The 23,352-nt window shown below is 57.5% G+C and carries 23 protein-coding genes; 14 read left to right on the forward strand and 9 right to left on the reverse strand.

Annotated elements, in window-relative coordinates; translation table 11 throughout:
• Window positions 1-467, reverse strand: a 467-nt coding sequence (locus tag ACFE7X_RS04545) for a DUF4968 domain-containing protein (protein ID WP_375434477.1), incomplete at its 3' end; no start/stop codon positions are given.
• A 198-nt stretch (window positions 468-665) separates the two neighbouring features.
• Here ACFE7X_RS04545 and ACFE7X_RS04550 point away from each other — a divergent pair.
• Complete coding sequence (locus tag ACFE7X_RS04550; RefSeq protein ID WP_375434478.1) at window positions 666-1,709, forward strand: glycosyltransferase; 1,044 nt, start codon at window positions 666-668, stop codon at window positions 1,707-1,709.
• A gap of 129 nt (window positions 1,710-1,838) precedes the next feature.
• Complete coding sequence (locus ACFE7X_RS04555; RefSeq protein ID WP_375434479.1) at window positions 1,839-2,312, forward strand: YdeI/OmpD-associated family protein; 474 nt, start codon at window positions 1,839-1,841, stop codon at window positions 2,310-2,312.
• Window positions 2,313-2,379: 67 nt separating this feature from the next.
• On the opposite strand, the gene ACFE7X_RS04560 is transcribed toward ACFE7X_RS04555, so the two are convergent.
• A complete protein-coding gene (locus ACFE7X_RS04560) occupies window positions 2,380-4,428 on the reverse strand; it encodes an alpha-amylase family glycosyl hydrolase (protein ID WP_375434480.1) in 2,049 nt (682 codons plus the stop codon).
• A gap of 273 nt (window positions 4,429-4,701) precedes the next feature.
• Here ACFE7X_RS04560 and ggt point away from each other — a divergent pair, with 273 nt between their 5' ends.
• Window positions 4,702-6,459, forward strand: coding sequence for a gamma-glutamyltransferase (gene ggt / locus ACFE7X_RS04565; protein WP_375434481.1), 1,758 nt, complete (start codon window positions 4,702-4,704; stop codon window positions 6,457-6,459).
• Between the two features lie 103 nt (window positions 6,460-6,562).
• Here ggt and ACFE7X_RS04570 read toward each other — a convergent pair whose 3' ends face one another.
• The 3 genes from ACFE7X_RS04570 to ACFE7X_RS04580 all read right to left on the reverse strand — a co-directional run bounded on the left by ACFE7X_RS04570 (window position 6,563) and on the right by ACFE7X_RS04580 (window position 8,148).
• On the reverse strand, window positions 6,563-6,928 hold the full coding sequence (locus ACFE7X_RS04570; RefSeq protein WP_375434482.1) for a hypothetical protein: 366 nt from the start codon (window positions 6,926-6,928) through the stop codon (window positions 6,563-6,565).
• Window positions 6,929-7,233: 305 nt separating this feature from the next.
• Window positions 7,234-7,563 (reverse strand): hypothetical protein, encoded by a 330-nt coding sequence (locus tag ACFE7X_RS04575; protein WP_375434483.1) that lies wholly within the window; start codon window positions 7,561-7,563, stop codon window positions 7,234-7,236.
• A 243-nt stretch (window positions 7,564-7,806) separates the two neighbouring features.
• Window positions 7,807-8,148, reverse strand: a complete 342-nt coding sequence (locus tag ACFE7X_RS04580; RefSeq protein WP_375434484.1) for a hypothetical protein — start codon at window positions 8,146-8,148, stop codon at window positions 7,807-7,809.
• Between the two features lie 367 nt (window positions 8,149-8,515).
• On the opposite strand from ACFE7X_RS04580, the gene ACFE7X_RS04585 reads away from it, so the two are divergent.
• On the forward strand, window positions 8,516-9,532 hold the full coding sequence (locus ACFE7X_RS04585) for a bestrophin family protein (RefSeq protein WP_375434485.1): 1,017 nt from the start codon (window positions 8,516-8,518) through the stop codon (window positions 9,530-9,532).
• A gap of 60 nt (window positions 9,533-9,592) precedes the next feature.
• Here the strand turns inward: ACFE7X_RS04585 and ACFE7X_RS04590 are convergent, their stop codons facing one another.
• The 3 genes from ACFE7X_RS04590 to ACFE7X_RS04600 form a co-directional block, all read right to left on the reverse strand.
• A complete protein-coding gene (locus tag ACFE7X_RS04590; RefSeq protein WP_375434486.1) occupies window positions 9,593-10,150 on the reverse strand; it encodes a YceI family protein in 558 nt (185 codons plus the stop codon).
• A 50-nt stretch (window positions 10,151-10,200) separates the two neighbouring features.
• Window positions 10,201-10,728 (reverse strand): hypothetical protein, encoded by a 528-nt coding sequence (locus ACFE7X_RS04595; RefSeq protein ID WP_375434487.1) that lies wholly within the window; start codon window positions 10,726-10,728, stop codon window positions 10,201-10,203.
• Between the two features lie 146 nt (window positions 10,729-10,874).
• Window positions 10,875-12,164 (reverse strand): helix-turn-helix domain-containing protein, encoded by a 1,290-nt coding sequence (locus ACFE7X_RS04600; protein WP_375434488.1) that lies wholly within the window; start codon window positions 12,162-12,164, stop codon window positions 10,875-10,877.
• Window positions 12,165-12,268: 104 nt separating this feature from the next.
• On the opposite strand from ACFE7X_RS04600, the gene ACFE7X_RS04605 reads away from it, so the two are divergent.
• From ACFE7X_RS04605 to ACFE7X_RS04630, 6 genes are all read left to right on the forward strand, one after another.
• Window positions 12,269-12,730, forward strand: a complete 462-nt coding sequence (locus ACFE7X_RS04605; RefSeq protein ID WP_375434489.1) for a hypothetical protein — start codon at window positions 12,269-12,271, stop codon at window positions 12,728-12,730.
• Between the two features lie 132 nt (window positions 12,731-12,862).
• Window positions 12,863-13,267 (forward strand): DUF983 domain-containing protein, encoded by a 405-nt coding sequence (locus ACFE7X_RS04610; RefSeq protein ID WP_375434490.1) that lies wholly within the window; start codon window positions 12,863-12,865, stop codon window positions 13,265-13,267.
• Window positions 13,239-14,777 carry an alpha-amylase family glycosyl hydrolase gene (locus ACFE7X_RS04615; RefSeq protein ID WP_375434491.1) on the forward strand — a complete coding sequence of 513 codons (1,539 nt, stop codon included), beginning with the start codon at window positions 13,239-13,241 and terminating at the stop codon, window positions 14,775-14,777. The genes ACFE7X_RS04610 and ACFE7X_RS04615 overlap by 29 nt, the downstream gene beginning before the upstream one ends.
• Window positions 14,778-15,033: 256 nt before the next feature.
• Window positions 15,034-16,851: a DUF885 family protein gene (locus ACFE7X_RS04620; protein ID WP_375434492.1), complete on the forward strand. Its 1,818-nt coding sequence runs from the start codon at window positions 15,034-15,036 to the stop codon at window positions 16,849-16,851.
• Window positions 16,852-17,191: 340 nt separating this feature from the next.
• Window positions 17,192-17,671: a DinB family protein gene (locus ACFE7X_RS04625; RefSeq protein ID WP_375434493.1), complete on the forward strand. Its 480-nt coding sequence runs from the start codon at window positions 17,192-17,194 to the stop codon at window positions 17,669-17,671.
• A gap of 91 nt (window positions 17,672-17,762) precedes the next feature.
• On the forward strand, window positions 17,763-19,109 hold the full coding sequence (locus tag ACFE7X_RS04630) for an alpha-amylase family glycosyl hydrolase (protein WP_375434494.1): 1,347 nt from the start codon (window positions 17,763-17,765) through the stop codon (window positions 19,107-19,109).
• An 8-nt stretch (window positions 19,110-19,117) separates the two neighbouring features.
• Here ACFE7X_RS04630 and blaOXA read toward each other — a convergent pair whose 3' ends face one another.
• Window positions 19,118-19,939, reverse strand: coding sequence for a class D beta-lactamase (gene blaOXA / locus ACFE7X_RS04635; RefSeq protein WP_375434495.1), 822 nt, complete (start codon window positions 19,937-19,939; stop codon window positions 19,118-19,120).
• A 356-nt stretch (window positions 19,940-20,295) separates the two neighbouring features.
• On the opposite strand from blaOXA, the gene ACFE7X_RS04640 reads away from it, so the two are divergent.
• The 4 genes from ACFE7X_RS04640 to ACFE7X_RS04655 all read left to right on the forward strand — a co-directional run bounded on the left by ACFE7X_RS04640 (window position 20,296) and on the right by ACFE7X_RS04655 (window position 23,347).
• On the forward strand, window positions 20,296-20,580 hold the full coding sequence (locus ACFE7X_RS04640; RefSeq protein WP_375434496.1) for a hypothetical protein: 285 nt from the start codon (window positions 20,296-20,298) through the stop codon (window positions 20,578-20,580).
• 195 nt (window positions 20,581-20,775) lie between these two features.
• Window positions 20,776-21,726, forward strand: coding sequence for an aldo/keto reductase (locus ACFE7X_RS04645; RefSeq protein WP_375434497.1), 951 nt, complete (start codon window positions 20,776-20,778; stop codon window positions 21,724-21,726).
• Window positions 21,727-22,041: 315 nt separating this feature from the next.
• Window positions 22,042-22,515 carry a GNAT family N-acetyltransferase gene (locus tag ACFE7X_RS04650; protein WP_375434498.1) on the forward strand — a complete coding sequence of 158 codons (474 nt, stop codon included), beginning with the start codon at window positions 22,042-22,044 and terminating at the stop codon, window positions 22,513-22,515.
• 121 nt (window positions 22,516-22,636) lie between these two features.
• Window positions 22,637-23,347, forward strand: coding sequence for a DUF421 domain-containing protein (locus tag ACFE7X_RS04655; RefSeq protein WP_375434499.1), 711 nt, complete (start codon window positions 22,637-22,639; stop codon window positions 23,345-23,347).
• Window positions 23,348-23,352: the final 5 nt, after the last annotated feature.

Below are 23,352 nucleotides of genomic sequence, written 5' to 3' on the forward strand. Positions count from 1 at the left end.
CCGCTTTGCACCTGCTTGCTCATCTTCACAATGTCGTTGCCGGAATCGTAGTCGTATTCCCAGTGGAAGCCTTTATCATCTTCCATCAGTACCAGTCCCGAACGGTTGAGCACGCGCGTTCTCAACCCTTCTTTCGAGACGGTACAAATCAGGCGGTCGGTGGTGATGCGAAAGTGGTCGGTTTTTTCGCGAAACTCCAAAAAAACAGGCTCTTGCCGGGAAGGCACGCCTTCGGGGAAAGCATAGCTGAAATCGGGGGCAAACCCGTTATCGGTGGCAAAGCGAAACCGCAGCACCTTGTCGGTAATCACCTCTATTCGTAACTGAACACCATTGTCGCAACGGAAGATAAAGTCGGTGCCTTCTTGCTGACTGGCAACTACTTGACCAGGAAAGAAGTCCTGTTTCGCCTTAGCGACCAGGTCGTTCACCATATAATTTTGGCCTTCGAAATTATTTTCGTTCATAAAGGATATGTGGATAAAAAGAAAAAAGCACAGGAATTGAGAGTGAGTTGAACAAGCCCGAAAAAGTCCTGTTCAGCTTGCAAAGGTAAAAATGAATCCCACGAATTTTGCCTAACATTGACCATCATTCCCTATAATTGCTCTAGCGGCCCTGCCAGCGCATTTTTTGGGTACTACCGCTCTCCTTCGCCGCCGATCATGAAAACTGCCCCACTAAAGGTATTGCTACTAGGCTGGGACACGCCCAACGTGTCCACCGAAGTTGTACCGCCAACCACTGCCCTACTCCAGGCCCTCGCCCCGCGCGCTGAGCTAACGCTGCTATTACCGCGCCTCTCCGAGCCGATGCAACTCTCCAGCCTCGTACAAACTACGGGCCTTGGCAATTTGACGGCCGAGGAACTCGTGCAGCTAGAGGCCCTATACGAATCCGACCGGTCACAGACCTTGCAGTGGCCCGTGGCGCCTTACATCGGAGCTACGCTCGATCAGGAAAATAGTTCGAACGGAGTACCTGCCGCGCCTTACATAGGCCGCTCCGATGAGGAGGTGAACGTGTCGTCCTCTTCAGCGGCCGCCGATTTTGCCGCGCCGGACGAGGTATCGGCTGGAACGGTAGCAGTTGGTGAAGCAGCGGATCTGGCATCCGATGAGGTTGCTCCGCAATCCGATGACTATGCGTTTGCAAGTGAGGAAGCGGTACCGCAGCCTACGGAAGCACCTAGCGTTCATTCCAACAATGGAGTGCCGGCCGAAGTAATCCCGACTGGCTGGATGGCGGAGTTGCCAGTTCATCAATCCATTCTTGATGTGGCAACGGCTGCTTTGCAAGCAATACCAACCGACGATGCCAGCCTGAACTTTCGCGTTATTCAGTACGCCCGCCTGGCTACTCGGCTAGCTTCCAGCCAAGACTTTTCTGTGATTTACGCTTCTGATTGGCAGTCGTGGCTGGCGGGCATGGAAATTCGGCAGCTTACGGGCAAGCCGCTGGTGCTGCACGTCTATAGCCTAGCTCAGGAGCGAAATACGCCCGCTGACCGCGGTTGGGTGATGGAGTTAGAGCGCATTGCCCTGCGCCGCGCCGACTTGGTGCTAACAGCCACCGCCGAACTGGCTTTGCGGGTGATAGAGCTGCACGATGTAGCTCCGCAGCGCGTGCGCCGCCTGAGCCGGGCTGCCAATCAGGAGCCCGATCTTCTTGCTGAAACTATCTTGTCGGCGCTGCGGGAAGTGTCTTGATGCAAATAAGGTAGGGGTGAAAAAACTGTACTCAACCAGACAATTATTTTGTTTGACTCTGGTTAGCTAAGCCCTCGTGCTACCTTTGCGGCGCGCAAGAGTTTGCGCGCTACACTTTGCGTTTTTTCTATGGCTGATTCTCAGGAACAGGTTTTCGATGCCGAACTAGAGTTGCACCCCAGCGACGGAGGCGTGTTTCTTTTCATCCCTTTCAGTGTGCCAGAAGTATTTGGGCAGCGCGGACCAGTACACGTGCGCGGCACCCTCGACGGCTTCCCGTTCCGTTTGCCCTTAACCCTCGACGAAGACGGCCACCACATCCTGGCGGTAAACAAGCAGTTGCGCAACGCCGTGGATAAAACATGGGGCATGCCGGTGCACGTGACCATGACGCTGGATACCGACGAACCCGGTTTCACCGTTCCCGACGACCTCGCCCGTGCTCTCGACCGAGCTGGCTTGCGCGCTAAATTCGATCAACTAGCTTACCCTCACCGCCGCGAGTACGTGCAATGGGTGGAGCGCGCCAAAAAGCCCGAAGCCCGCATCCGGCGCATTCAGGAAGTACTGGAAGGTGCGGAAGCCGGCAAAAAATTGAGTTAAGTTCAATCAAAGCAAAAAGCCCGTCGTGCTGAGCACGACGGGCTTTTTGCTTTAAGAATAAGGGCTCCTACCCTATCCGCATCAAGACCAAAGCGGTGCGGTTGGTGACGTAAAGACTAAGTTTTTCCAAGCCTTCCTCTTCGAAGGTTTCATAGGTTAGAGTGGCATCGACGCGGTTGTGACCACCGAATTCGGGGGCGTCGGTGTTGAGCAGAATGCGGTAGCGTCCGGATTTGGGCACGAAGAAGTGATAGTCGGGGATGCTGCGCGAAACGTGAAAGTTGAACACGAACACCAACGGGCCCCGCTCGAAAATCAGCACCTGATTGACGGTGTCGATATTGAGTTGGTGCGCGGCCGGATGAGCTAGCAAATGGTTTTTGCGGGCCAGCGTGAGTTGGGCGTGGTCGAAGGCCAGCAACTGCTGAAACTTGAGGTCCTGGTTTTCGGCTAGGCTCCACTGGCGGCGGGCAAAGTGGTAGCTCCAATTGTTGCCTTCGCGCGGGAAGTCCACCCATTCCGGGTGGCCGAACTCGTTGCCGATGAAGTTGAGGTAGGCCTCGCCGCCGAGGCTCAGCGTCAGCAGCCGGATGAGTTTATGCAGGGCCACTCCCCGGTCGGTTATGGGGTCGGGGTCGTCTTTGCGCATGTGCTCGTAGATGGCCTTGTCGAGCAGCCAGTGCGAGAGGGTTTTGTCACCAACGAGGGCCTGGTCGTGGCTTTCGGCGTAGGCGACGGTTTTCTCGCCGGCCCGGCGGTTGGTAAGCGTGTACCAAAGGTCGTGCAGGTTCCAGTTTTCGTCGCGGGTGTGTTTGAGTAGCTTGATCCAGTAATCGGGAATGCCCATGCCAAGGCGGTAGTCGAACCCAACGCCGCCTTCCACAATAGGGCGGCACAAGCCGGGCAGGCCGCTCATATCTTCGGCAATCAGCAGTGCGCCCTTCTTCATTTCGTGTACCAGCGTGGTAGCTAGTTGCAGGTACAGAATGGCATCTTCGTCGGCTTCGGGCCCGAAATACTGTTCGTAGCCGCTGAAGGCCACGCCTTCGCCGTGGTGCTGGTAGAGCATGCTCGTCACGCCATCGAAGCGGAAGCCATCGAAGTGATACTCTTCCAGCCAGTAGCGCAAGTTGCTAAGTAGGAAGCGCTGCACTTCGGGCTTGCCGTAGTCGAAGAGCTTGGAATCCCAACCGGGATGGTTGCCGCGCGGGCCGGGGTGGAAATACTGATTGCCGGCGCCGTCGAAATCAGCTAGGCCCTCCGCTTCGTTCTTCACGGCGTGCGAGTGCACGATGTCCAGCAGCACCGCAATGCCGCGCTGATGCGCTTCGTTGATTAAATACTTCAGGTCTTCGGGGGTACCGAAGCGCGAACTGGCCGCAAAGAAGTTGGCGACGTGGTAGCCAAACGAGCCGTAGTACGGGTGCTCCATCACGGCCATCAACTGCACGCAATTGTAGCCGCCATCTTGAATACGAGGTAGGATGTTATCGGCAAACTCGCGGTAGGTGCCCACTCGCTCGTCCTCGGTGGCCATGCCCACGTGCGCTTCGTAAATCAGCGGTTCCTTGACGTGGTTGTGGATGCGGAACTTCTGGTCGGTCCAGACGAAGGACTTCTCGGGGCGCCAGAGCTGGCCGGCGAAGTCGTGGGTGTGCTCGTCTTGAACCGTGCGGTGCAAGGTAGCCGGCAGCCGATCCTTGCCGCCCTTGGCCGTGCGGACGTGCACCTTGAAACGGCTGCCGTGGGTGAGGCGGTCTTTGTAGTCTCTGTCGGGCAAGAATACTTCCCAAACGCCATCCTCCCCGCGCGTAAGCGGCGTGCCGTACCGGTCCCACCCATTGAAATCCCCGATAAGCGACAAGCCTTCCGCGGCCGGCGCCCACTCCCGGTACCAGAAACCCCGCTTGCGTGAATCGTAGTTCAATCCCAAGTGCTGGTGCAGGGAAGCAAACTTGCTCAAAGAGCCCCAACTATCCTTTATTTCGTCGAGGCGAAGGTTTAGGCGCGTGAGGCGGCGGCGTAATACGGGCTCGAAAGGCATGAGCCAGGGGTCTTGCTGCACCAGGGGAAGATGGGGTGTTTTCAGAGCCGGAATAAGCATATCGGGGGCCATAGGAGCAGGAGTAAGAGCGTGAATCGGTAAGATAGGAAGGTATACGAAGGTACAAGCCAGCTGAACGCCAGGCGCAAAAGGATGTACTTGCTCCCTGGCGGCAATTTTATGAAAATTCCTTTAGCAGGCGCTAGCGTGCAAACCCAGCGCAGTTGCTTTACTTCGAACCTAGCTTTTTCCTTGGTGTTAGGACCAGATGGCGACGTATCGTATACTCGCTCTGCTCCGATGCCGAAGCCGAAGCTTCGCGCTACCCCGAACTACCTTCGCTCTATGAAACGACATTTTCTTCCGCTGGCCCTGGCTGGGCTTGTTTTCTCTTGTACCACGGGGCAGCGCCCAGAGGCAGTTATTACGTCTGGGGCCGCTGCTAGCCTAGCGGCCCCGGTGCCGGCCGTTACACCCGTCGTGATGGAGAAGGCCATGGTGGTTTCGGCGCATCCGGAGGCGACGCGCATTGGGGTCGAGATACTGCGCCGGGGCGGCAATGCCTACGATGCCGCAGTAGCCGTGCAGTTTGCCTTGGCGGTGGCCCTACCTACGGCCGGTAATATTGGCGGAGGTGGCTTTCTGCTTTATCGTAGTGCCGACGGCACGGAAGGCGCGCTAGATTTCCGGGAAACCGCGCCGGCCGCCGCCACGCGGGATATGTACCTCGACAAGCAAGGCAATGTGATACCCGATTTAAGCACGCTCGGCCACCTGGCGGCGGGCGTGCCGGGTACGGTGGCAGGTATGGAGGCCGTACACAAAAAGCTAGGCAAGCTGCCGTGGCGCGACGTGGTGCAACCCGCCGTGGACCTCGCCGCCCAAGGGTTGAAGCTGACGGAAAAGGAAGTTAACGGCCTCAACAATCAGCGGGAAAACTTTTTGAAGTACAACCCCACTACGCCACCAGCTTACGTGCGTCCTGACGGGGCTACCCGCCCCTGGCAAACTGGCGACGTCATTAAATATCCCGACTTGGCCAGCACCCTCGGCCGCATCCGCGACCAGGGCCGCGCCGGATTCTACACCGGCCAAACTGCCGAACTGATTGCAGCGGAAATGCAGCGCGGCAAGGGCCTTATCAGCAAGCAAGACTTAGTTAATTATCAGCCCAAATGGCGCACGCCCCTGCACGGGCAGTACCATGGCTACGAAATACTGACGTTCCCGCCGCCTAGCTCGGGCGGCGTGGCGTTGCTGCAAATGCTGCAAATGCTGGAAGCCTACGACCTGGGCAAAGCCGGTTGGCACTCTCCGCAGGCCACGCACTGGATTACGGAAGCCGAGCGCCGCGTGTATGCCGACCGCGCCACCTACCTCGGCGACCCGGATTTCGGCCAGGTGCCGGTAGCACAGCTTCTCGACAAGCCGTACAACCAGCAGCGCATGGCGTCCACTCTACCCTACCGGGCCACGCCCAGCGCCCAAGTAGCGGCGGGCGCGGGCTTACCCGGCTACGAATCCGACCAAACTACGCACTACGACATTGTGGATGCCACCGGCAACGCGGTAAGCTGCACCACCACGCTCAACGGCGGCTACGGCAGCAAAGTGGTGGTGGCCGGCGCGGGCTTCCTGTTAAACAACGAAATGGATGATTTCAGCAGCAAGCCCGGCACGCCCAATGCCTACGGCCTAGTAGGCGGCGCAGCCAACGCCATTGCGCCCGGCAAGCGGATGCTATCCTCAATGACGCCCGCCATCCTCACCAAAAATCAGAAATTGGCCTTGGTAGTAGGCACTCCCGGCGGCAGCACCATTATCACCAGCGTCATGCAAGCCATCATCAACACCCTCGACTACGGCATGAACGCGCAACAAGCTGTGGCTGCGCCGCGTCTGCACCACCAGTGGCTCCCCGATTATATCGATGTAGAAGAAAAAGCCCTGCTCCCTGCCGCTCAAGACTCGTTGCGCGCCCGGGGCTACAAGCTAAACTCCCGCAGTCCGTGGGGCCGCATTGAAGTGATTCGGGTGCTACCCAACGGGCGGCTGGAAGGCGGCGCCGACCCCCGCGGCGACGATACGGCGGCGGGCTATTGAGTAGCCAAACGTAAGCCATTAAGCCCAACAAAACGGCCTACTTCCGCTTCGGAAAAGTAGGCCGTTTTGTTGGGCTTAATGGTTCAGTTCAACCACTACAAGCTTATTGCTGCTGCAAGTCGCGCTGGTGTTGCAGGTTGCGCGCCGCGTCGGTGAGGGCCTTGGATAGCTCGTCGAGGGAGTTGATGAAGCGCGGGTTAGCGTTATCGACAATGCTGTTGATGTGCTCAGCTAACGTTTGCAGCGTGTCGCTGATGGGATTGGGATCGGTGCCGTTGAGGAAGCCTTTTAGCTGCACTAAATCGGCGGCGATGGTAGCGTGGGCCGTCTCGCCGGAAGCGCGGAGCATTTGGATCCAGCCATCGATGTTTTTGTGGGCGAGGTCGAGGGCTTGGGCAAGGTCGCCGCTGCGGAAAATGCGCAGGGATGCTTCGAGTTGGTCGGCGCTGGCAGAATGGGAAACAGACATAGCGTAAGGGGTTCGGTGGAAAATGAGGAATCCTTATCTACTGCATCCCTAACGTTAGGGTTGGCCATGCCATATTATTTTCAATTACGGCGCAGCTTGTGCTTCCAAGCTGGTTTGTCGAGTCTCGCGCCCCTACTAAAACCGCAGTGGCTCTGTTAATTTACCGCCTGCACTTCTTCCTCGGCCCACTATGTAGCAGCCTTGCTGCCCCAGGCTTAGCAGCGCCGAATGAAGCTACAGCTGCCAGCAACAGAAAAGGCTGCTCCAATTGTTGGAGCAGCCTTTTCTGTTGCTGGCATGCAAACTTACGCTTTCAGCGAGGTAGCGGCCGAGCTGAGCGTTTGGCCGAGTTGCTGGAGCTTGGCGCTGGCGTCGGGAGTGGCGCTTTCGGCGGCTTTGGTGGTATGCTCGCCTAGCGTTTTCAACGACTGACCAATTTGGGCACTATCACCGCTACCAATGGCGGTTTGCAGGTTTTCTAGCTCGGAGGCAATGGCGCTCAGGGATGGGCTGCCGGCGCCGTTGAGCGTGGAAATCCAGCTTTGGATGTTGCCAGCGGCGGCTGGTGCGGCGGCGGTTAGGCCACCATCGAGGGCTTGTAGTGTGGCGTCGAGTTGACTGGTGGAAGAGCTCATAGCAAAGTGGTTTGGTTGGAAAAGAAATGAACACTTCTACTACCCTCCCGGCTCCTCAATGTTGATTTTCAAATCTTGAAACAAAGTTCAAGAAAACATATTACGCGCTAGTTGGTAGCTCGTCAGCTACGCGCTAGCTCAATTACGGTGCAAAAAACAAGGCCGGCCCTATCTCCCCGCAGGAGCCGGACCGGCCTAAATCTTATACACCATTAATTTATTATCGAAAACTTAACAGCTGTTCTACGACACCTTGAGGTTGCCGGACGCTGTGATGAGCGTTTGGCCCAGGTGACGCAGATGGTCGCCGGTTTCGCCGTGTAAATCGCGCGCTGCCAGGGAAGTATCTTGTCCCAACTGCTGAAGCGAGGCCGCAATGGCGGGCCGGTCGTCGCGCTCCACATGGGTGCGGAGAGTACGTAGTTGGCTTTGAATGCCCATCAAAGCCGAACCACCGAGGCCATCGAGGGCCGCAATCCAGCTGTCGATAGCGCCAAGGCCGGCATCGACGGGATGCGCACTAGGATGCTCGAACGTGTGGTAGATGCTGCGGATGGTCTCTTCGATGCGGTCGTTATGGTTCATGGGAAAGGAAGTTTGGAAGGTGACAGGAAATTCTACCCGACTGTACGCCGCCCAGCCAGCAGGCGTTGCCATAACCGCTTCGCTGAGGCCCATAAGGCATTGGGGGGCCTTCAGATAGCCATTGGCTTTTACGAGTTTACTGGAAATAGTAGCTCACAAATGCGCTTCTCATTCTCGCTATTGATGGCGTTATACCTTGCAAAGCATTATTGTTGACCGGCTATATTGAGAACATATAATAATAAGCCAGTAGTCGGTCGCGCTTCCAAGAGCTGTTGCTTGGATTAAGAAGGAGCCTATAGTCGCGGTAGCCTGATGCTTAGCTGGTCCTTACTATGGCTACCGTTCACCTCTTTGTTCTACCCCGATGTATACCAACAAAACCTTTCCCCTGCGCATTATTTTGTTCTTCTGCTGGCGGGAGCTGCTGTGGTTCACACTGTTGAGCGTGGTGGTGCTGGCCGTTTACAAAGGCCTGGGCTGGACGTTCGTAGCCATTCCGTTCTTGCCAGTAGCCACCATTGGCACGGCGGTGGCCTTTTATGTGGGCTTCAAAAACAACTCCTCATATGAGCGGCTCTGGGAAGCGCGGCGCATCTGGGGCGCCATCACCAACGCCAGTCGGTCGTGGGCGACGCTGGTAAACACGACGGTGGGTCGCGCGCAGTACGACGACAATCCAGACGCCATCATCCGGTTGCGGCGGCAGCTGATTTTGCGGCAGGTAGGCTGGGTGAATGCGCTGCGGCTGCAACTCCGGCGCCGGGTGCTCTGGCAGGAGGACCCCACGGTTCGGTCGTTGCACGTAAAGCTGGTGGAGCAGCAGCACCGGCAAGCCGAAGAAATGCACGCCACGCTGGCGCCCTTCTTGCCTTCTTTCGAGCTGGCCTGCACCGACTGCGGGGCCACCAACGTGCCCAACCTGCTGCTGCACGCCCATGCCGCGCAGCTTGCCGATTTGAAAACCCGAGGCCTGCTCGATGCCTTCGAGCACGCTGCACTATCGGCGCTAGTGGTGGAGTGCTTCGCCCAGCAAGGCGGGGCCGAGCGAATCAAGAGCTTTCCCTTCCCGCGGCAGTACGCCCATTTCAGCACCATCTTCGTCGGCCTCTTCACTTTCCTGCTGCCTTTCGCGCTTATCGGCGAAATGGCCAAGTTCGGGCCTAACGCGGTATGGCTCGCGCTGCCGTTCAGCGTGCTGATTTCCTGGGTTTTCTTCTCCATGGAATCCGTCGGTGATGCCAGCGAAAACCCCTTCGAAAACGGCCTCAACGACGTACCGATGTCCGCCATCTGCCGCAACATTGAAATCGACCTGCGCGAATTGCTTGGCGACACACCGCTGCCGGAGCGCCTTCAGGCCGTGGATGGGGTGCTGCTGTGAAGCTGTATTTATTGGGGCGAGTCGGCGCAACCAGAACGGCCATCTCACCGGCTCACAATTTCACGATTTCGCCGCTACTATAGTGAAGGCAAGCTGGAAGTCGTTGCGAATGGCGTAGGAGCCCAGGTTCTGGAAAAAGCTGCTGGAATTGTAATTAATGCCGAACTGGGTGCGGTCGAGGGTGGCGGTGCCTTTGATGCGCAGTTGGCCGTTGGGCAGGCGCTCCAGGGTCAGCGGAAACTGCACTGGTTTGGTTGTGCCTTTGAGGGTAAGCTGGCCGGCAGCCGTACCGTCCTTCATTTCGCGCAGCACAAACACGGCCGTCGGATATTGTTCGGCGTCAAAGAAATCAGTGCCGCGCAGGTGTTCGGCTAACTTGGCATCTTCCTGCTTGATAGTGCGCATGTCGAACTCGAAGCGGGCGTTGCGCAGCGTACGACCGTCGTACTCGAAGGTGCCACGCTGTAGCTGTACGGAACCCGTAGGCGCCCAAGTTCCGGCTTCGGCGTGGCCGGTCCAAGTGAGCTGACTGGCGTCCGGGTTGGCTTGGTAGATAGTGGCCGCTGGCTGGAAAGAGGCGAGCGACAGAACAAGCAGGAAGGCGAGGATAGTTTTCATGGGAAATTGGAAGGAGATGACAGACTGTGCGAGAAAAATGTGGGTGCCGCTCAGCGCACGGTAGCTTCGGTTTCGATGAGGCTGGTGCCTTTGTAGAGCTTGCCGGTTTTGTCTTTGGCCAGCACGTACCAGAGCGCGTCGCCGCCGTAGAGGCGCTGGGCGCTGTCGGCGTAGCGGTAGTTTTTCTCGAACGTGTAGGTCTGGCTGGCTTGAAGCCGTGCACCGGGGCAGCGGAACAGCTCGGCAAATTCCGCCGGAGTTTCCCGCATATTGGCCTTCCAGCCTTCGGCGTTATACCAGATGAAGCTGCCACATTCCACTACTTCCAACTCCCCTACTTCCGAACGAACCGTGGTACTGTGCTTCCACACGTAGCCGTCCGGCTGCTCGGGATTGGGCTGTGGATAAACAGGATTGGGCGTGTGCCAGAGCGTGAGGCCTACGGGCACCTGCCGGAGCTTGTCGGGCAGCACGCGGCTGTGGTCCGACCAAGTTGAAGGAACAGCAGCAGTAGTTTGAGCCAGCAGCGAGACGGCGGGGGTTGCCACTAAGGCAGCTAGCAGGAGGAGTAGTTTCATGGTCATACCGGGTTGAAGTATGACCCAAAGGTGCCCGCTCAAAACACCCCAAACGCCCCAGATCCAGCACCGGGACGCCCCATATCATGATATGGGCGTCCTTTAGAGTGACTGAGGAAGAGCGTTAATACAAGCAAGCTAAACAGCTAGCCACCAGCCTCATTCACTCTAAAGTCTCGCGGGGCTACGCCGGTGAACTGCTTGAAGATGCGGTTGAAGGTGGTCTTGGAATTAAAGCCGCTTTCGAAGGCGATGCCAAGAAGGGTGAGGCGCTGGGCATCGGAGGTGGCAAGGCGGCGCTTTACTTCGGCTACCCGGTAGCTATTCACCAAATCGTTGAAGGGCTGGCCGAAGCCGTTGTTGACGGTGAAAGAGATGAGCCGGGGCGCCAAGCCCGTATGCGCCGACAGTTCGGCCAGCGTGAGCGTAGGGTTTAAGTACAGGCGCTCTTCTTCCAGGGCCCGCCGAATACGCGCCACCACGGCCGCGTCTACCGCCGTAGCGGCAGGTTTTGCGGCCGTTGCTGCTGCGCTAAGTTTGTTTCCAACAACTCCAGGCAAGGAAGCAGCGCTTTCCGTGTTTCGCTGCGCGACTACGGCATACGCTTGTGCGGCAGGCGCTGCCCCGTTGGGCTTCAGCGGAGCAGCTTCCGGCGCGGCTGCATACGAGGCAGCCGCCGGTACTAAAGCATCGGCCTCCCCTTCTTCCGGCGCGAAGCGGACGGCGTACATATCGGCTTGCCGCAAGCCAACTACTCCAATCAGGAACACCACCACGCCGAGCAGTTCCGTGGAGTAGTCGTAGCGGTAGTAAAGTCCGAAGAACTCGCGTAGCACCAGTTCCGCCAGCCACTGCACGCTTACTACCGCCACAAGCACCAACAACGTGCGTAGCCACAGCAGCCGCAGCTGCGACGTTTCCGAAAAATTGTCGAGCAGCCAGCGGCGGTAGTGGCGCAGCAGGCGCAAGCTCAGCAGCAAGTACACGGTGAGCGAAAGCCAGGTGCCCACAAACTCGACGCGGTACGTGTAGGGCCGGTGAATGCTTTGCCAAAACCAGTTGCGGGTTTCGTAATCTTGTAAGCGCAGCCAGCCGTAAAGGGCCGCCTGTAGCAGCACGGGCACGAAGTGTGCCCAGTAGTGCGCTTCCCACTGGAAATCATGGTTGATAAGGCTGCGGACATAGAAATAAAGCAGCGGTCCGAAGGCAAACGAATAGTAGATAGGGGCGAAATACCAGTTCGGATTTTGCCCGTAGATGTCGGCCACCCGGAAAAACCCGTCGAGCAGCCACAGCGCAATGGCCAGCATGAGCAGGGCCAGAAAGCGGTTGGGCAACTGGTTGGCACGGGCCAGCCCCAACAGCGCCGCCGCAAATACAGCCTGGGCGATAACCGCAAACAGGAGCACAACTAAAGGCGTAAGCGGTATCTGCATAAAACCAAAGAAGGGCAAGAAAACGCGCCGGATAGAGCAGGCCATTACCTTGCTCTTGCTAACGGTAAAATAGTGGTTTCTCTAGTGTCTCGCACCTGGCTTGCATGAAACAGAAAATCCGGGAATGGTTGCGCCGGTATTTGCCCGCCGAAGTGCTATCGATGGCGGCCACGTTGGTGGGTGCCTGGCTGGCGCTGCACAACACGCACAGTGAGTTGAGCGCCGCGCTGGCGGGCACCTGGGCGGGCAACGTGGCGTATTTCGGTTACCTGCTGGGACAGGATATGCAGGCTGCGCGACGCGCTTGCCGCGCCCAGAACCGGCCGTACACGCGCCGCATCTTTGGGCGCAATGTGCGGGCATTGGCCGTGGAGTTCGGGCCGGCCGAGGTGCTGGATAGTTTGCTTATCAGGCCGGCGCTCCTGTATTACCTGCCCCGCTGGCTCGGCAGTTTCGGGGCCGGCGTTGTGCTGGCCAAGCTGCTGGCCGATGTTACGTTCTACGTTCCGGCCATTCTAAGCTACGAAGCCAGCAAGAAGCGGCTACGTAATTTCGGCGACGAGTGAAGCGCCAGGGAATAGCGCTACAGGCTTTGCGGGCTAACCCAGGCGCTAAATTCGCACCGTAAACCTAGCTTCTTTGCCTTTTTTAGACGTAGTAGTAAGGGTAGTAGCAAAACACACTTTAGTGTTCATCCCATGTCAGCAACAGATTCTTCGACGATAGCGGCGTTGCAGCAACGCTGCCCACGCTGCCACCAAGGTCGGCTGTTCACGTATTCGGCCTTCAACCTTACCAAGTTCGCTGATATGCCCGCGGCTTGTTCGGTGTGCGGCCAAGCCTATGAGCCGGAGCCCGGCTTCTACTGGGGTGCTATGTACATCAGCTTTGCTTTCTCGACGGGTATTATGCTGGTGGTAGGGTTTGCCGTGTATTTCCTGCTCAACGACCCCGATACGTGGGTGTATATTGTGAGCGTAGCGGTAGTGTCGGTGCTGCTCACGCCGCTGAGCTTGCGCTACTCGCGCACCCTGATGCTGTATTGGTTTGGGGGCATCAACTACGACCCCAACCGTGCCAACCCGTCGCACCGACCTGTTTAGCGCCACGCCTCTTGCCGAAGGTTGGGGTGGTGCCGACAACAAAGGAGTATATTTCAGCATGTCGAAATCCTTTGTTTGCTTTCTAAGCGGCCTGCTGACGCTGCTGACCTCCTGCACCCAAAACGGCGCTGGCACGGCCGCTGAGTGTGGACCCGCAGTACCAGAGGCTTATACCATTCGGCACCCGGCCTGGGCCAGCAACGCTAGCATCTACGAGGTAAATATCCGGCAGTACACGCCGGAGGGTACGTTTCAAGCTTTCGAGGCCCACCTGCCTCGTTTGCAGGAAATGGGAGTGGGTATTTTGTGGCTGATGCCGGTGCAGCCCATCGGCCAACTCAAGCGCAAAGGCACCTTGGGTAGCCCGTATTCCATCCAGGATTATCGGGCTGTTAACCCGGAGTTTGGGAGCATGACCGACCTGCGCCACCTCGTTGACGAAGCCCACAAGCGGGGCATGCACGTTATTCTGGATTGGGTGGCCAACCACACGTCCTGGGACAGTCGGCTTTCCCAGGAGCATCCGGAGTGGTTCACCAAAACCAAGCAAGGAAACTTCCGGCCACCCGTCGCCGATTGGCAGGACGTCATCGACCTCGACTACAGCAAGCCCGACCTGCGCCGCTACATGACGGAAAGCATGGTGTTCTGGCTGCGCGAAGCGGGCTTCGACGGTTTCCGCTGCGACGTTGCGGGTTTGGTGCCCACCGATTTCTGGAACGACACTCGCCAACAGTTGGAAAAGGTGAAGCCGGTGTTTATGCTGGCCGAGTGGGACGAGCTGTACCCGCCAACTTTTATTTCCAAGCAGGAATTCGACCCCAATACCAAGCTGCTGGAAAAGGCCTTCGACATGACCTACGGCCTGCGGCACCACACGCTCCTCGACAGCATCGGCAAAGGCCAGAAAACCACCGCCCACCTCGACAACTACTTGGCCGATGAGCGCCGGCGCTACCCCGCGCAGGTTTACCTAATGAACTTCACCAGCTCGCACGACGTGAACACCTGGGACGGCACCGAATACGAGCGGCTTGGTAAAAACGCTTTGCCTTTTGCGGTGCTGACGGCCCTGCTGCCCGGCATGCCCATGGTGTACAGCGGCCAGGAAGCCGCCCTGAGAAAGCGCCTGCGCTTCTTCGACAAGGATACCATTGCGTGGAGCGACTACCCGTTGCAAGAGTTTTATACCAAGCTTCTGCAACTCAAGAAAACTCACCCAGCCCTACGCAACGGCGACCCGTGCAGCGAGTTTGGGCGGCTACCGGCTAATGCCAGCACGGCCACGTACGCCTTCGTGCGGCGCAAAGACGACGCAGAGGTGCTAGTTGCCCTCAACCTAGACAACAAGCCGCATGAGTTGGTGATGCGCGAACTAGAGTCAGGAAATTTTCGAGAGTTGTTTACCGAGCAAAGCGTACGGCTGGGCTCCACTTCAAAGATGCTCCTAACCCCGCACAGCTACCGGGTATACGAGCGGTTGCCAGAGCAGCAGAAAAGTTGGTTTTAGGTGAGTAGGTGACGACGCAGCATTCGTATTAAGCACCCACTAGATACACGCCAGCAAAACAGCTTCCAATCACCCCGATTGTGGAGTAGCCGCTAAGCGGTTGTTCGATTAGGTAGCTTGGCGGCTTGTTTGCTGGTGTGTAAACCCGGGCAGTGCTGTTGTTACGCGGGTTTTTCACTTACAAAATTCGCTTGCCGTTTTCGAGCGTTGCCGCGAAAGGCGTAGCTTGCCTCCCTCATTCGCACGCCCATAATCGATGAAAACAACCTCCTTTGCCCTGCTAGCAGCTCTGTGCTTGCCAGCCGGACTATCTACGGCCCAATCAGCTAAGAAACCGGCGCCGGCCACTAAAACCATAGCATCCGCTTCCACTACGGCGTCGGCGCCTCTGGCTACCCTGTTCGACACCTACTGGGAAGACCGCGCCAAGCTGTTTCCGCTCAATGCTACCAGCCAAGGTGACTACCGCTACAACGACCAGCTGCCCAACGACCAAACCCGCGCCTTTCGGCAACGGCAGCAACAGTTCTACCAGCAGTACCTGGCGTCGTTGCAGAAGTTCGACCAAAGCAAGCTGTCGGCCGAAGACCAAGTGAGCTACGACATTTTTCAGTACGAAATGGAAAGCCGGCTCAACGGGCTGAAGCTAAACAGCTGGATGATGCCGTTTGCGCAGTTCTACAGCTTGCCCAACACGCTCGGTCAGTTGGGGGCCGGCACGGGCGCGCAGCCTTTCAAAACCGTGAAAGATTACGACGACTGGCTGAAGCGCGTCGGGCAGTTTCCGGTCTGGGCCGACTCGGCCGTTAGCAACTTTCGGCAGGGCATGAAGGCGGGGGTGGTGCTGCCGCGGGTACTGGTGCTGAAAATGGTGCCGCAACTACAAGCCCAAATCACCCCTGACGCCACCAAGAGCCTCTTCTACGGTCCTGTTACGCGGCTGCCGGCCAGCTTTTCGGCGGCCGACAAAACGAGGCTTACGGCTGCCTACCAGCAGGCTATTCTTACTCAGCTGGTGCCTACCTACCGCAAGCTGGCCGACTTCCTGCAAACCGAGTATCTGCCCAATGCCCGCACCAGCACCGGCCTGGCCGCCGTGCCCGGCGGCGCCGAAATGTACAGCTACAACGTGCAGCTGATGACGACCACCGACCGCGCCCCCGACGCCATCTACCAAACTGGCCTTGCCGAGGTGAAGCGCATTCGGGCCGAGATGGAAGCCGTCAAGAAGCAAGCAGGCTTCCAGGGTGAATTGCCGGCCTTTTTCACTTACCTGAATTCCGAGCCCAAGTTCACGCCCTACAAAACGCCCGAAGACGTGCTCAACGCCTTCCGCGCCATTCAGGCCCGCATCTCGCCCAACCTGCCCAAGCTGTTTGGCCGCACGCCGAAGTCGCCGTTCGAGATTCGGCAAACCGAAGCCTTCCGGGCCGCCACGGCCTCAGCCGAGTACAACCGCGGCACGCCCGACGGTTCGCGGCCGGGTATTTTTTACGTGCCCATTCTCGATGCCACCACGTTCAACACCACCTCGTGCATGGAGTCGTTGTTTGCGCACGAGGCCATTCCGGGACACCACTACCAGTTGTCGTTGCAGCAGGAAAACACCAGCTTACCTAAATTCCGCCGCTTTGCCTCGTATCCTGCATTCAGCGAGGGCTGGGCACTGTATTGCGAGAGTCTGGGGCCGGAACTAGGCCTGTACCAGGACCCGTACCAGAAAATTGGGGCGCTGGGCGATGAAATCCACCGCGCCATCCGCCTGGTGGTGGACGTGGGCATGCACGCCAAAAACATGACCCGCGAACAAGCCATCAAGTACATGACAGACAACGAACCCATCAGCGAACAAGGCGCCACCGCCGAAATTGAGCGCTACATGGCCATTCCCGGCCAAGCCTTGGCCTACAAAACCGGTGCCCTCAAGCTGCGCGAACTGCGCGACCGATACGCCAAACAGCTAGGCTCCAAGTTCGACCTGCGCGCCTTCCACGATGAAGTACTGGCCGGTGGCAGCATGCCCCTGGCCGTGCTCGAACGAAAAATGGACGCCTGGGCCGCCCGGCAGAAGTAAAAGCAAAGGCTTAAATCTTACGCTACTATTTGTCTACAGCCCTCATTGCGTAAGATACCCTACTAGAATTACAAGGCTAGCACGCTAGTTCCTCAGACCAATTCCGCGCTTTAAGCAACGTGGGTTGAGGGTGGTACTACCATCGTTGCTGACATTGTTTACCCCGTACGTCCTACTGCGCTGGTCGAAGCATCTCACTTGAATCGTTGCACAAGCGTCAGGGTTTATTACACGGGCGAGATGCTTCGACCAGCGCAGCAGGACGTTCCTTTTCAGCATGATGCTCGTTATATGTTGCTACTTCCAGCGTAAAACAGCCACCTCTATTTTCACTCACTTAATGGTCGGCCTCCTTCTCGCTCAGTATGCTTTGGTGCAAAGCGCCCGCGCCGCGCTGCTCGACTATTGCGCCACGCTAACACCAACCGACTTCACTGCTCCCGTGCCGGCCTTCAACAACAGCAGCCTGCGCGACTTGCTGGTGCACGTCGCCAACGCCTATCAGCACTGGCTGGGTGTTGTGGCGCAGGGCCAACCTCGCTCCTCCTTCGACCCAATTGCTACTCCTGGTGTGGAGGCAGTGCGTCAACTTTTTCAGGAGGTTGATCAGTTGGTAGTTGTTTACTGTACGCAGGTCGGGGAGCAGTGGCAAGCGGCAACCCAGTTTGTGGTTCCTAGCCGCCCCGAGCCATTGACGCTCACACCGCTGGCGCTGTTCACGCATGCCCTCACGCACGAGTTTCATCACAAAGGCCAGTTGCTGAGCATGAGCCGCCAACTAGGCTACACGCCCATCGACACCGATGTTATCCGGTTTTGATGCTGGAACGCTAGAGCGGCAAGCCAAACGATAGCAACCTTCCAGCGTAGCCGTACGCTGTTTTACTTCCCTCGAAAAAAGCTTCCACCCTGTGCCTAATTTTGCTCTGCATCCCGACTCGCATCTATTTCAAGTACAGCACCCGGCGTGGGCGGCACACGCTAGCATCTACGAGGTGAATGTGCGTCAGTACACGCCAGAGGGCACATTTCAAGCTTTTGAAGCACACTTGCCACGGCTGGCGGATATGGGCGTGGGCATTATCTGGCTGATGCCGATTCACCCGATTGGCGTCGTCCACCGCAAGGGCACGTTGGGCAGCCAGTACGCGGTGCAGGACTACTACGGCGTGAACCCGGAGTTCGGCACGCTCGATGATTTGCGCCACCTCGTGCAAGCGGCGCACGCCCTAGGCCTTTATGTGCTGCTTGATTGGGTGGCCAACCATACCGCCTGGGACAATCCGCTGGTGGCGGAGCATCCGGAATGGTACACCCGCGACGCAACCGGCAATTTCGTGCCGCCCATTCCCGACTGGCACGACGTCATCGACCTCGACTACCACCAGCCGGCCCTGCGCTGCTACATGACCGACGCGCTGCTGTATTGGGTGCGCGAGGCCGACATCGATGGCTACCGCTGCGACGTGGCCGGCCTGGTACCCACCGATTTTTGGGATGCCGCCCGCCAAGAGCTAGACCAAGTGAAACCCGTTTTCATGCTGGCCGAATGGGACGAGCTGTATCCCTCGGGCGGCCTGAGTTGGGAGGAATTCAACGGCAACACCCGCCTGCTCGAACGAGCCTTCGACATGACGTTTGGGTTGCGCCTGCACTACCTGCTCGACCACATTGCCGAAGACAAGCAGCCGCTCCACGACATCGACGTGTACCTGGCCGCCGAACGGGTTAAATACCCGCCTAGTGTGTACCTGATGCACTTCACCAGCAACCACGACGTGAACAGTTGGGACGGCACCGAGTACGAGCGCCTCGGCGCCAACGCCCTACCCTTCGCGGTTCTGACTGCCCTATTGCCGGGGATGCCGCTCGTTTACAGCGGCCAGGAAGCGGCGCTGCAAAAGCGGTTGGCTTTCTTCGACCGCGACCCGATAGAGTGGCAAGACTATCCGCTTCAGGAGTTCTACACCAAGCTCCTGCAACTCAACAAGCGCCACCCTGCCTTGCACAATGGCATCTTAGAAAGTTACTTCGAGCGCCTGCCTACTGTCCCCGATGTGTACGCCTTCGTCCGCCGCCATGAGGAAGCAGCCGTGCTTGCCGCCATCAACATAGCGCCTACTCCTCAGCAACTTACGCTACCAGCGGAAGCTAGCGGCATTTATTACGACGTGTTCAGTGGTGAAAAATTAGAGCTGCACGCCGGGTCGGAACTGCCGGTTTTGCCGCACGGCTGGCGGGTGCTGGAACGGGTGTAAGGTAACTTCTACAGCAGGTTCAGCTCTGCTAATATTTCCTCGGTAATAGCGCGGCGGCCAGCCACGAACTTGGTGTCGGCGACGGTGCGGCCGGGTTGGGGCTCGGCGTTGAGGGCAAAGTAAAACGTGCGGCCATCCGTACGCTCCAGCCAGCCTACAAACCAGCCATTATCGACGGGGGTGGCAATGCCAACCGCCCGACCAGTCCAGCCGGTTTTGCCGTAGAGGCGGTAGCTAGGCGTGCGGCTAAGTTGCAGTAGGGCCTTGGTTATCTGCTGATGCGCCCGCGTGGCGGGCAGGCGGTTGGCGTGCAGACGGCGCAAAAAATCGATTTGCTCGAACTGCGTGATGCGCGAAGAACCGGTGAGCCAGAAGCTGTCAACGGTGGCTTCCGTGACTCGCATTTGCCCGAATTGCAGCTTCGGCAGCTTCTGATTGTAGCGTTTGGCGCCCACGCGGCGGGCTATCTGCTGGTAGCACGGCACGCACGAAACGCGCAGAGCGCGGGCCAACGTCATGTCTTCGTTCCACTGCGGAAAGCTGCGCTTCTGGCCGTCCCACTTCATCACCTGGCTGGTGTCCTTGATTATGCCTGTTTCCAAGCCGATAAGGGTGTTGGGAATCTTGAAGGTAGAGGCCGGCAAAAAACCTTGGCGGCACCGTTTCAGGTCATAGGCGGTGAAGCGGCCGGCCTGCTCATCATAAAGCAAAAACGAACCCTGCACACCGTACCGGCTGAAATACTGTTGGAAATTTCGCTCCACTATAATCGGCGCGGGCGCTGTTCCCAGGCGCACTAGGAGCAGGGAAATTAGAACGAGAAGCTGCATAAGGTAAGGCCTGAAGGCGCAGCAAGTTAAAAGAGCGGCGGCTATTCTTGCTTACTGCCAAAGCGCTCCTTCCACCTACTTCTTTGGTTGGCTTGGCCTAATTTTTTACGGAATCAGATGTTCTTGTTTGCGGACGAGCTTCAAGAACAGACGCCTAAGGCCAGCTCATATTGGGAATCCCAAAAATAGATTTCCTCTCAATTTGGAACAAAAACTGTGCGAAGAGCGAAATTAACTCCGTGGCCTAACTGCTTGATTAAAAAGAATTAGCTGCTTGGTTTAATGATAGGTTATGGCATTGTTGCTATATGGTACGAAGAATGCAACAACGATTGGGCACTCCAAATCTCGCGACCATGAAACTGACTCACCACGAATTTCTTACGTTACCGGCTGAGGAGCAATGCGGCTACTTATTCAGCAACGGAACTTACCTGGCCGGTCGGCCGGAAGGCAACTATAGCATAAATCTCTATCACATGGGCACCTTTTATTGTGAACTATGGATGGAACAGACGTGCCCGGAACTCGATTTCTTCCGCACGTTCACCAATCAGCGCTGCCTCGAACCTTATCTGCTTCACCTGGATCTGCCGCTAGAGCACACCGTTATTGTCCGGCGCGAGGACCGCAAGCCATAAGTACATCCGCTTCAGTTAGCAGTTCAATTTCTTTGAATTTCAGGTAAGGCGCAGCCCTGAAAGCAAACAGCCAAATACTGGCTGCCTGCTTTCAGGGCTATTTATTTCCGAATTTACCATAACCCAATGCCGTATTTGCAGTTTGATAGCGTGTTCTGGCCACTCTGGTGAGTAGCTTACTTCATTCTATTCAGTATGCAACAACGAGAACTAGGCCGCTCGGGCCTTCATATTGCGCCGCTCATGCTGGGCGGCAACGTCTTCGGCTGGACGGCCGACGAAGCTGCTTCCTTCAAGATTTTGGACGCTTTTGTGGCAGGGGGCGGCAACGCCATTGACACTGCCGATGGCTACTCGGTGTGGGTGCCGGGCCACCAGGGCGGCGAATCGGAAACGATTATCGGCAAGTGGCTCAAGCAGCGCGGGCGCCGCAACGACGTGGTACTTGCCACCAAAGTAGGCTGGGAAGTGAATCCCGAAAACAAAGGCCTGGCCAAAAGCTACATTCTGCGCGCCGTGGAACACTCCCTCAAACGCCTCCAAACCGACTATATCGACCTTTATCAGTCGCACAAAGACGACCCAACGGTGCCCGTCGAGGAAACGCTGGAAGCGTATGCGCAGCTAGTGAAAGAAGGAAAAGTCCGCGCGATTGGGGCTTCCAACTTCACGGCCGAGCGCCTGCGCGAATCAATAACGGCTAGCGCCGCCCATAACTTCCCGCGCTACGAGTCGCTGCAACCGCTCTATAACCTCTACGACCGGCTTGAATTCGAGCAGCAACTGTTGCCCCTGCTCCAGGAACACCACATTGGCGTGATTCCTTACTACGGCTTGGCAGCAGGCTTTCTCACCGGCAAATACCGCACGAAAGCCGACCTTCAGAAAAGCGCCCGCGGCGGGGGAGTCGGCCAAAAATACCTCAACGAAAAAGGCCTTACCATTCTGCGCGCCCTCGACGCGGTAGCCGCCCGCCAGCAAGCCACACCCGCCCAAGTAGCTTTAGCCTGGATTATAGCGCAGCCCGGTCTTACCGCACCCATTGCCAGTGCCACCAGCCCCGAACAGGTAACGGAATTGCTACGCGCCACGGAACTGACGCTGAGCGCCGAGGATTTGCAAGAATTAGCTAAAGCTAGCGCCTAACCTTTCCCCTGATTAGCTGCGGCTAGTTTCAACGGTCATGCCCATTCTTTCAACGCCAGTACTCGATTCGGGTACTGGCGTTTTCAATGCAACTCTGGCGTAGTGGGCACTGTGCCCTTCATCGGGTCAACGGCAGTAGCATGACCACGGGATTCTGGCCAGCCGTGAATAGTTACGCGCCTGCTCTTTTCACGAAAAATACAGTTTCCGTTTCATTTGGAGCTGGCACGACACACATGCCAGTTTGCGAACTAGCATTTGCCGCCCTACTTTCACTTGTTTGCCTACTCAAGGCCCGTCCTTGCTCCACCTTGTATGATCATCCGCGAAGCTACTTCCCACGACCTCGACGAGCTGTACCGGCTGTGGTGCGAACTGATGGAAATGCACCAAGCCTACCACCCCGTCTTTGGCTACCACCGGGCCGCCAAAGCGGAACTAAGACGCCTGCTGCGCGACCGGCTCTACGAGTCGTACACCCGCATTTTTGTGGTGGAAAAGCCGGGCGGATTGGCCGGTTTGCTGGTAGCCACCTACCAGATCGGGAGCCGGGGCATGCACTTTCACCGCCGCGGCTACATTGCCGAAACCATTGTCGAAGAATCGCACCGCCGGCAAGGTATGGGCCGGGCCCTTTTCAATTCAGCCAAAGCCTGGCTCGCCGTTCAGGGCGCCGACCACCTTGAATTGCAGGTAGCCATAGCCAACCCAGCGGCGCAACAGTTTTGGGTTGCTCAAGGCTTCACGGTCACCACGCAGCATATGATTTTGCCTATGGTCGAGTTGTAGAAAAGCCGTCTGGTAACCGCCAGTATCACAGCCTAGTTTACAGATTGCCTAACTGAACAGCAACTTGTTGCGTTAGGAAACCCTGCGCCTTCGCGCTTTTCACTTTCTGGCCTGACTACGTATGCTTCTCGCAGCCCCTGTTGAACCCTTCGATTGGAATAGATTTTTTCTATCTGATAACGCGCCCCCCCTCTATCTGCTGGAAATAGCCCTGCGCTGCCTGATAACGTACCTGCTGGTGATCGGTGCATTGCGCGTAACCGGGCGGCGCGGCGTGCGACAACTGTCCATCTTCGAGCTAAGCATTATTCTGGCCTTGGGCTCGGCCGCTGGCGACGCCATGTTCTACGACGACGTGCCCATGCTGCACGTACTGGTAGTGTTCGTGATGGTTTCGGGCCTTTATTTGGCGTTTAATCGTCTCACCGAAAAATACCCCGCCTTCAGCGATTGGCTGGAAGGGACACCGGTGCTTCTAATAGAAAATGGTGAGATTAATCTTTCCAACTTCAATAAGCAGAAGCTCACCCACAAAGAATTGTTTGGCGAGCTACGGCAGCAGCAAGTGGAGCACCTCGGCCAGGTGCGCCGGGTCTACGTGGAGGCCACTGGCAACTTTAGCGCTTTCTTTTTCGAAGACCAAGACGTTCGGCCAGGCCTGCCTATCTTGCCCGAGGGCCTGATGCACCCGCCCCGTCAAGTCAAGACAGAGGGCCTGCATGCTTGCACCCTGTGCGGCCACGTGCAAGAGCTGACGCGTGGCACCGCCCGGTGCACCGTGTGCCAGAACGATAATTGGCTGGTAGCCAGTACCGCCAAACGACTAGCGTAGCAGCC

It is taken from the genome of uncultured Hymenobacter sp., assembly GCF_964242765.1.
Classification (GTDB): Bacteria; Bacteroidota; Bacteroidia; order Cytophagales; family Hymenobacteraceae; genus Hymenobacter.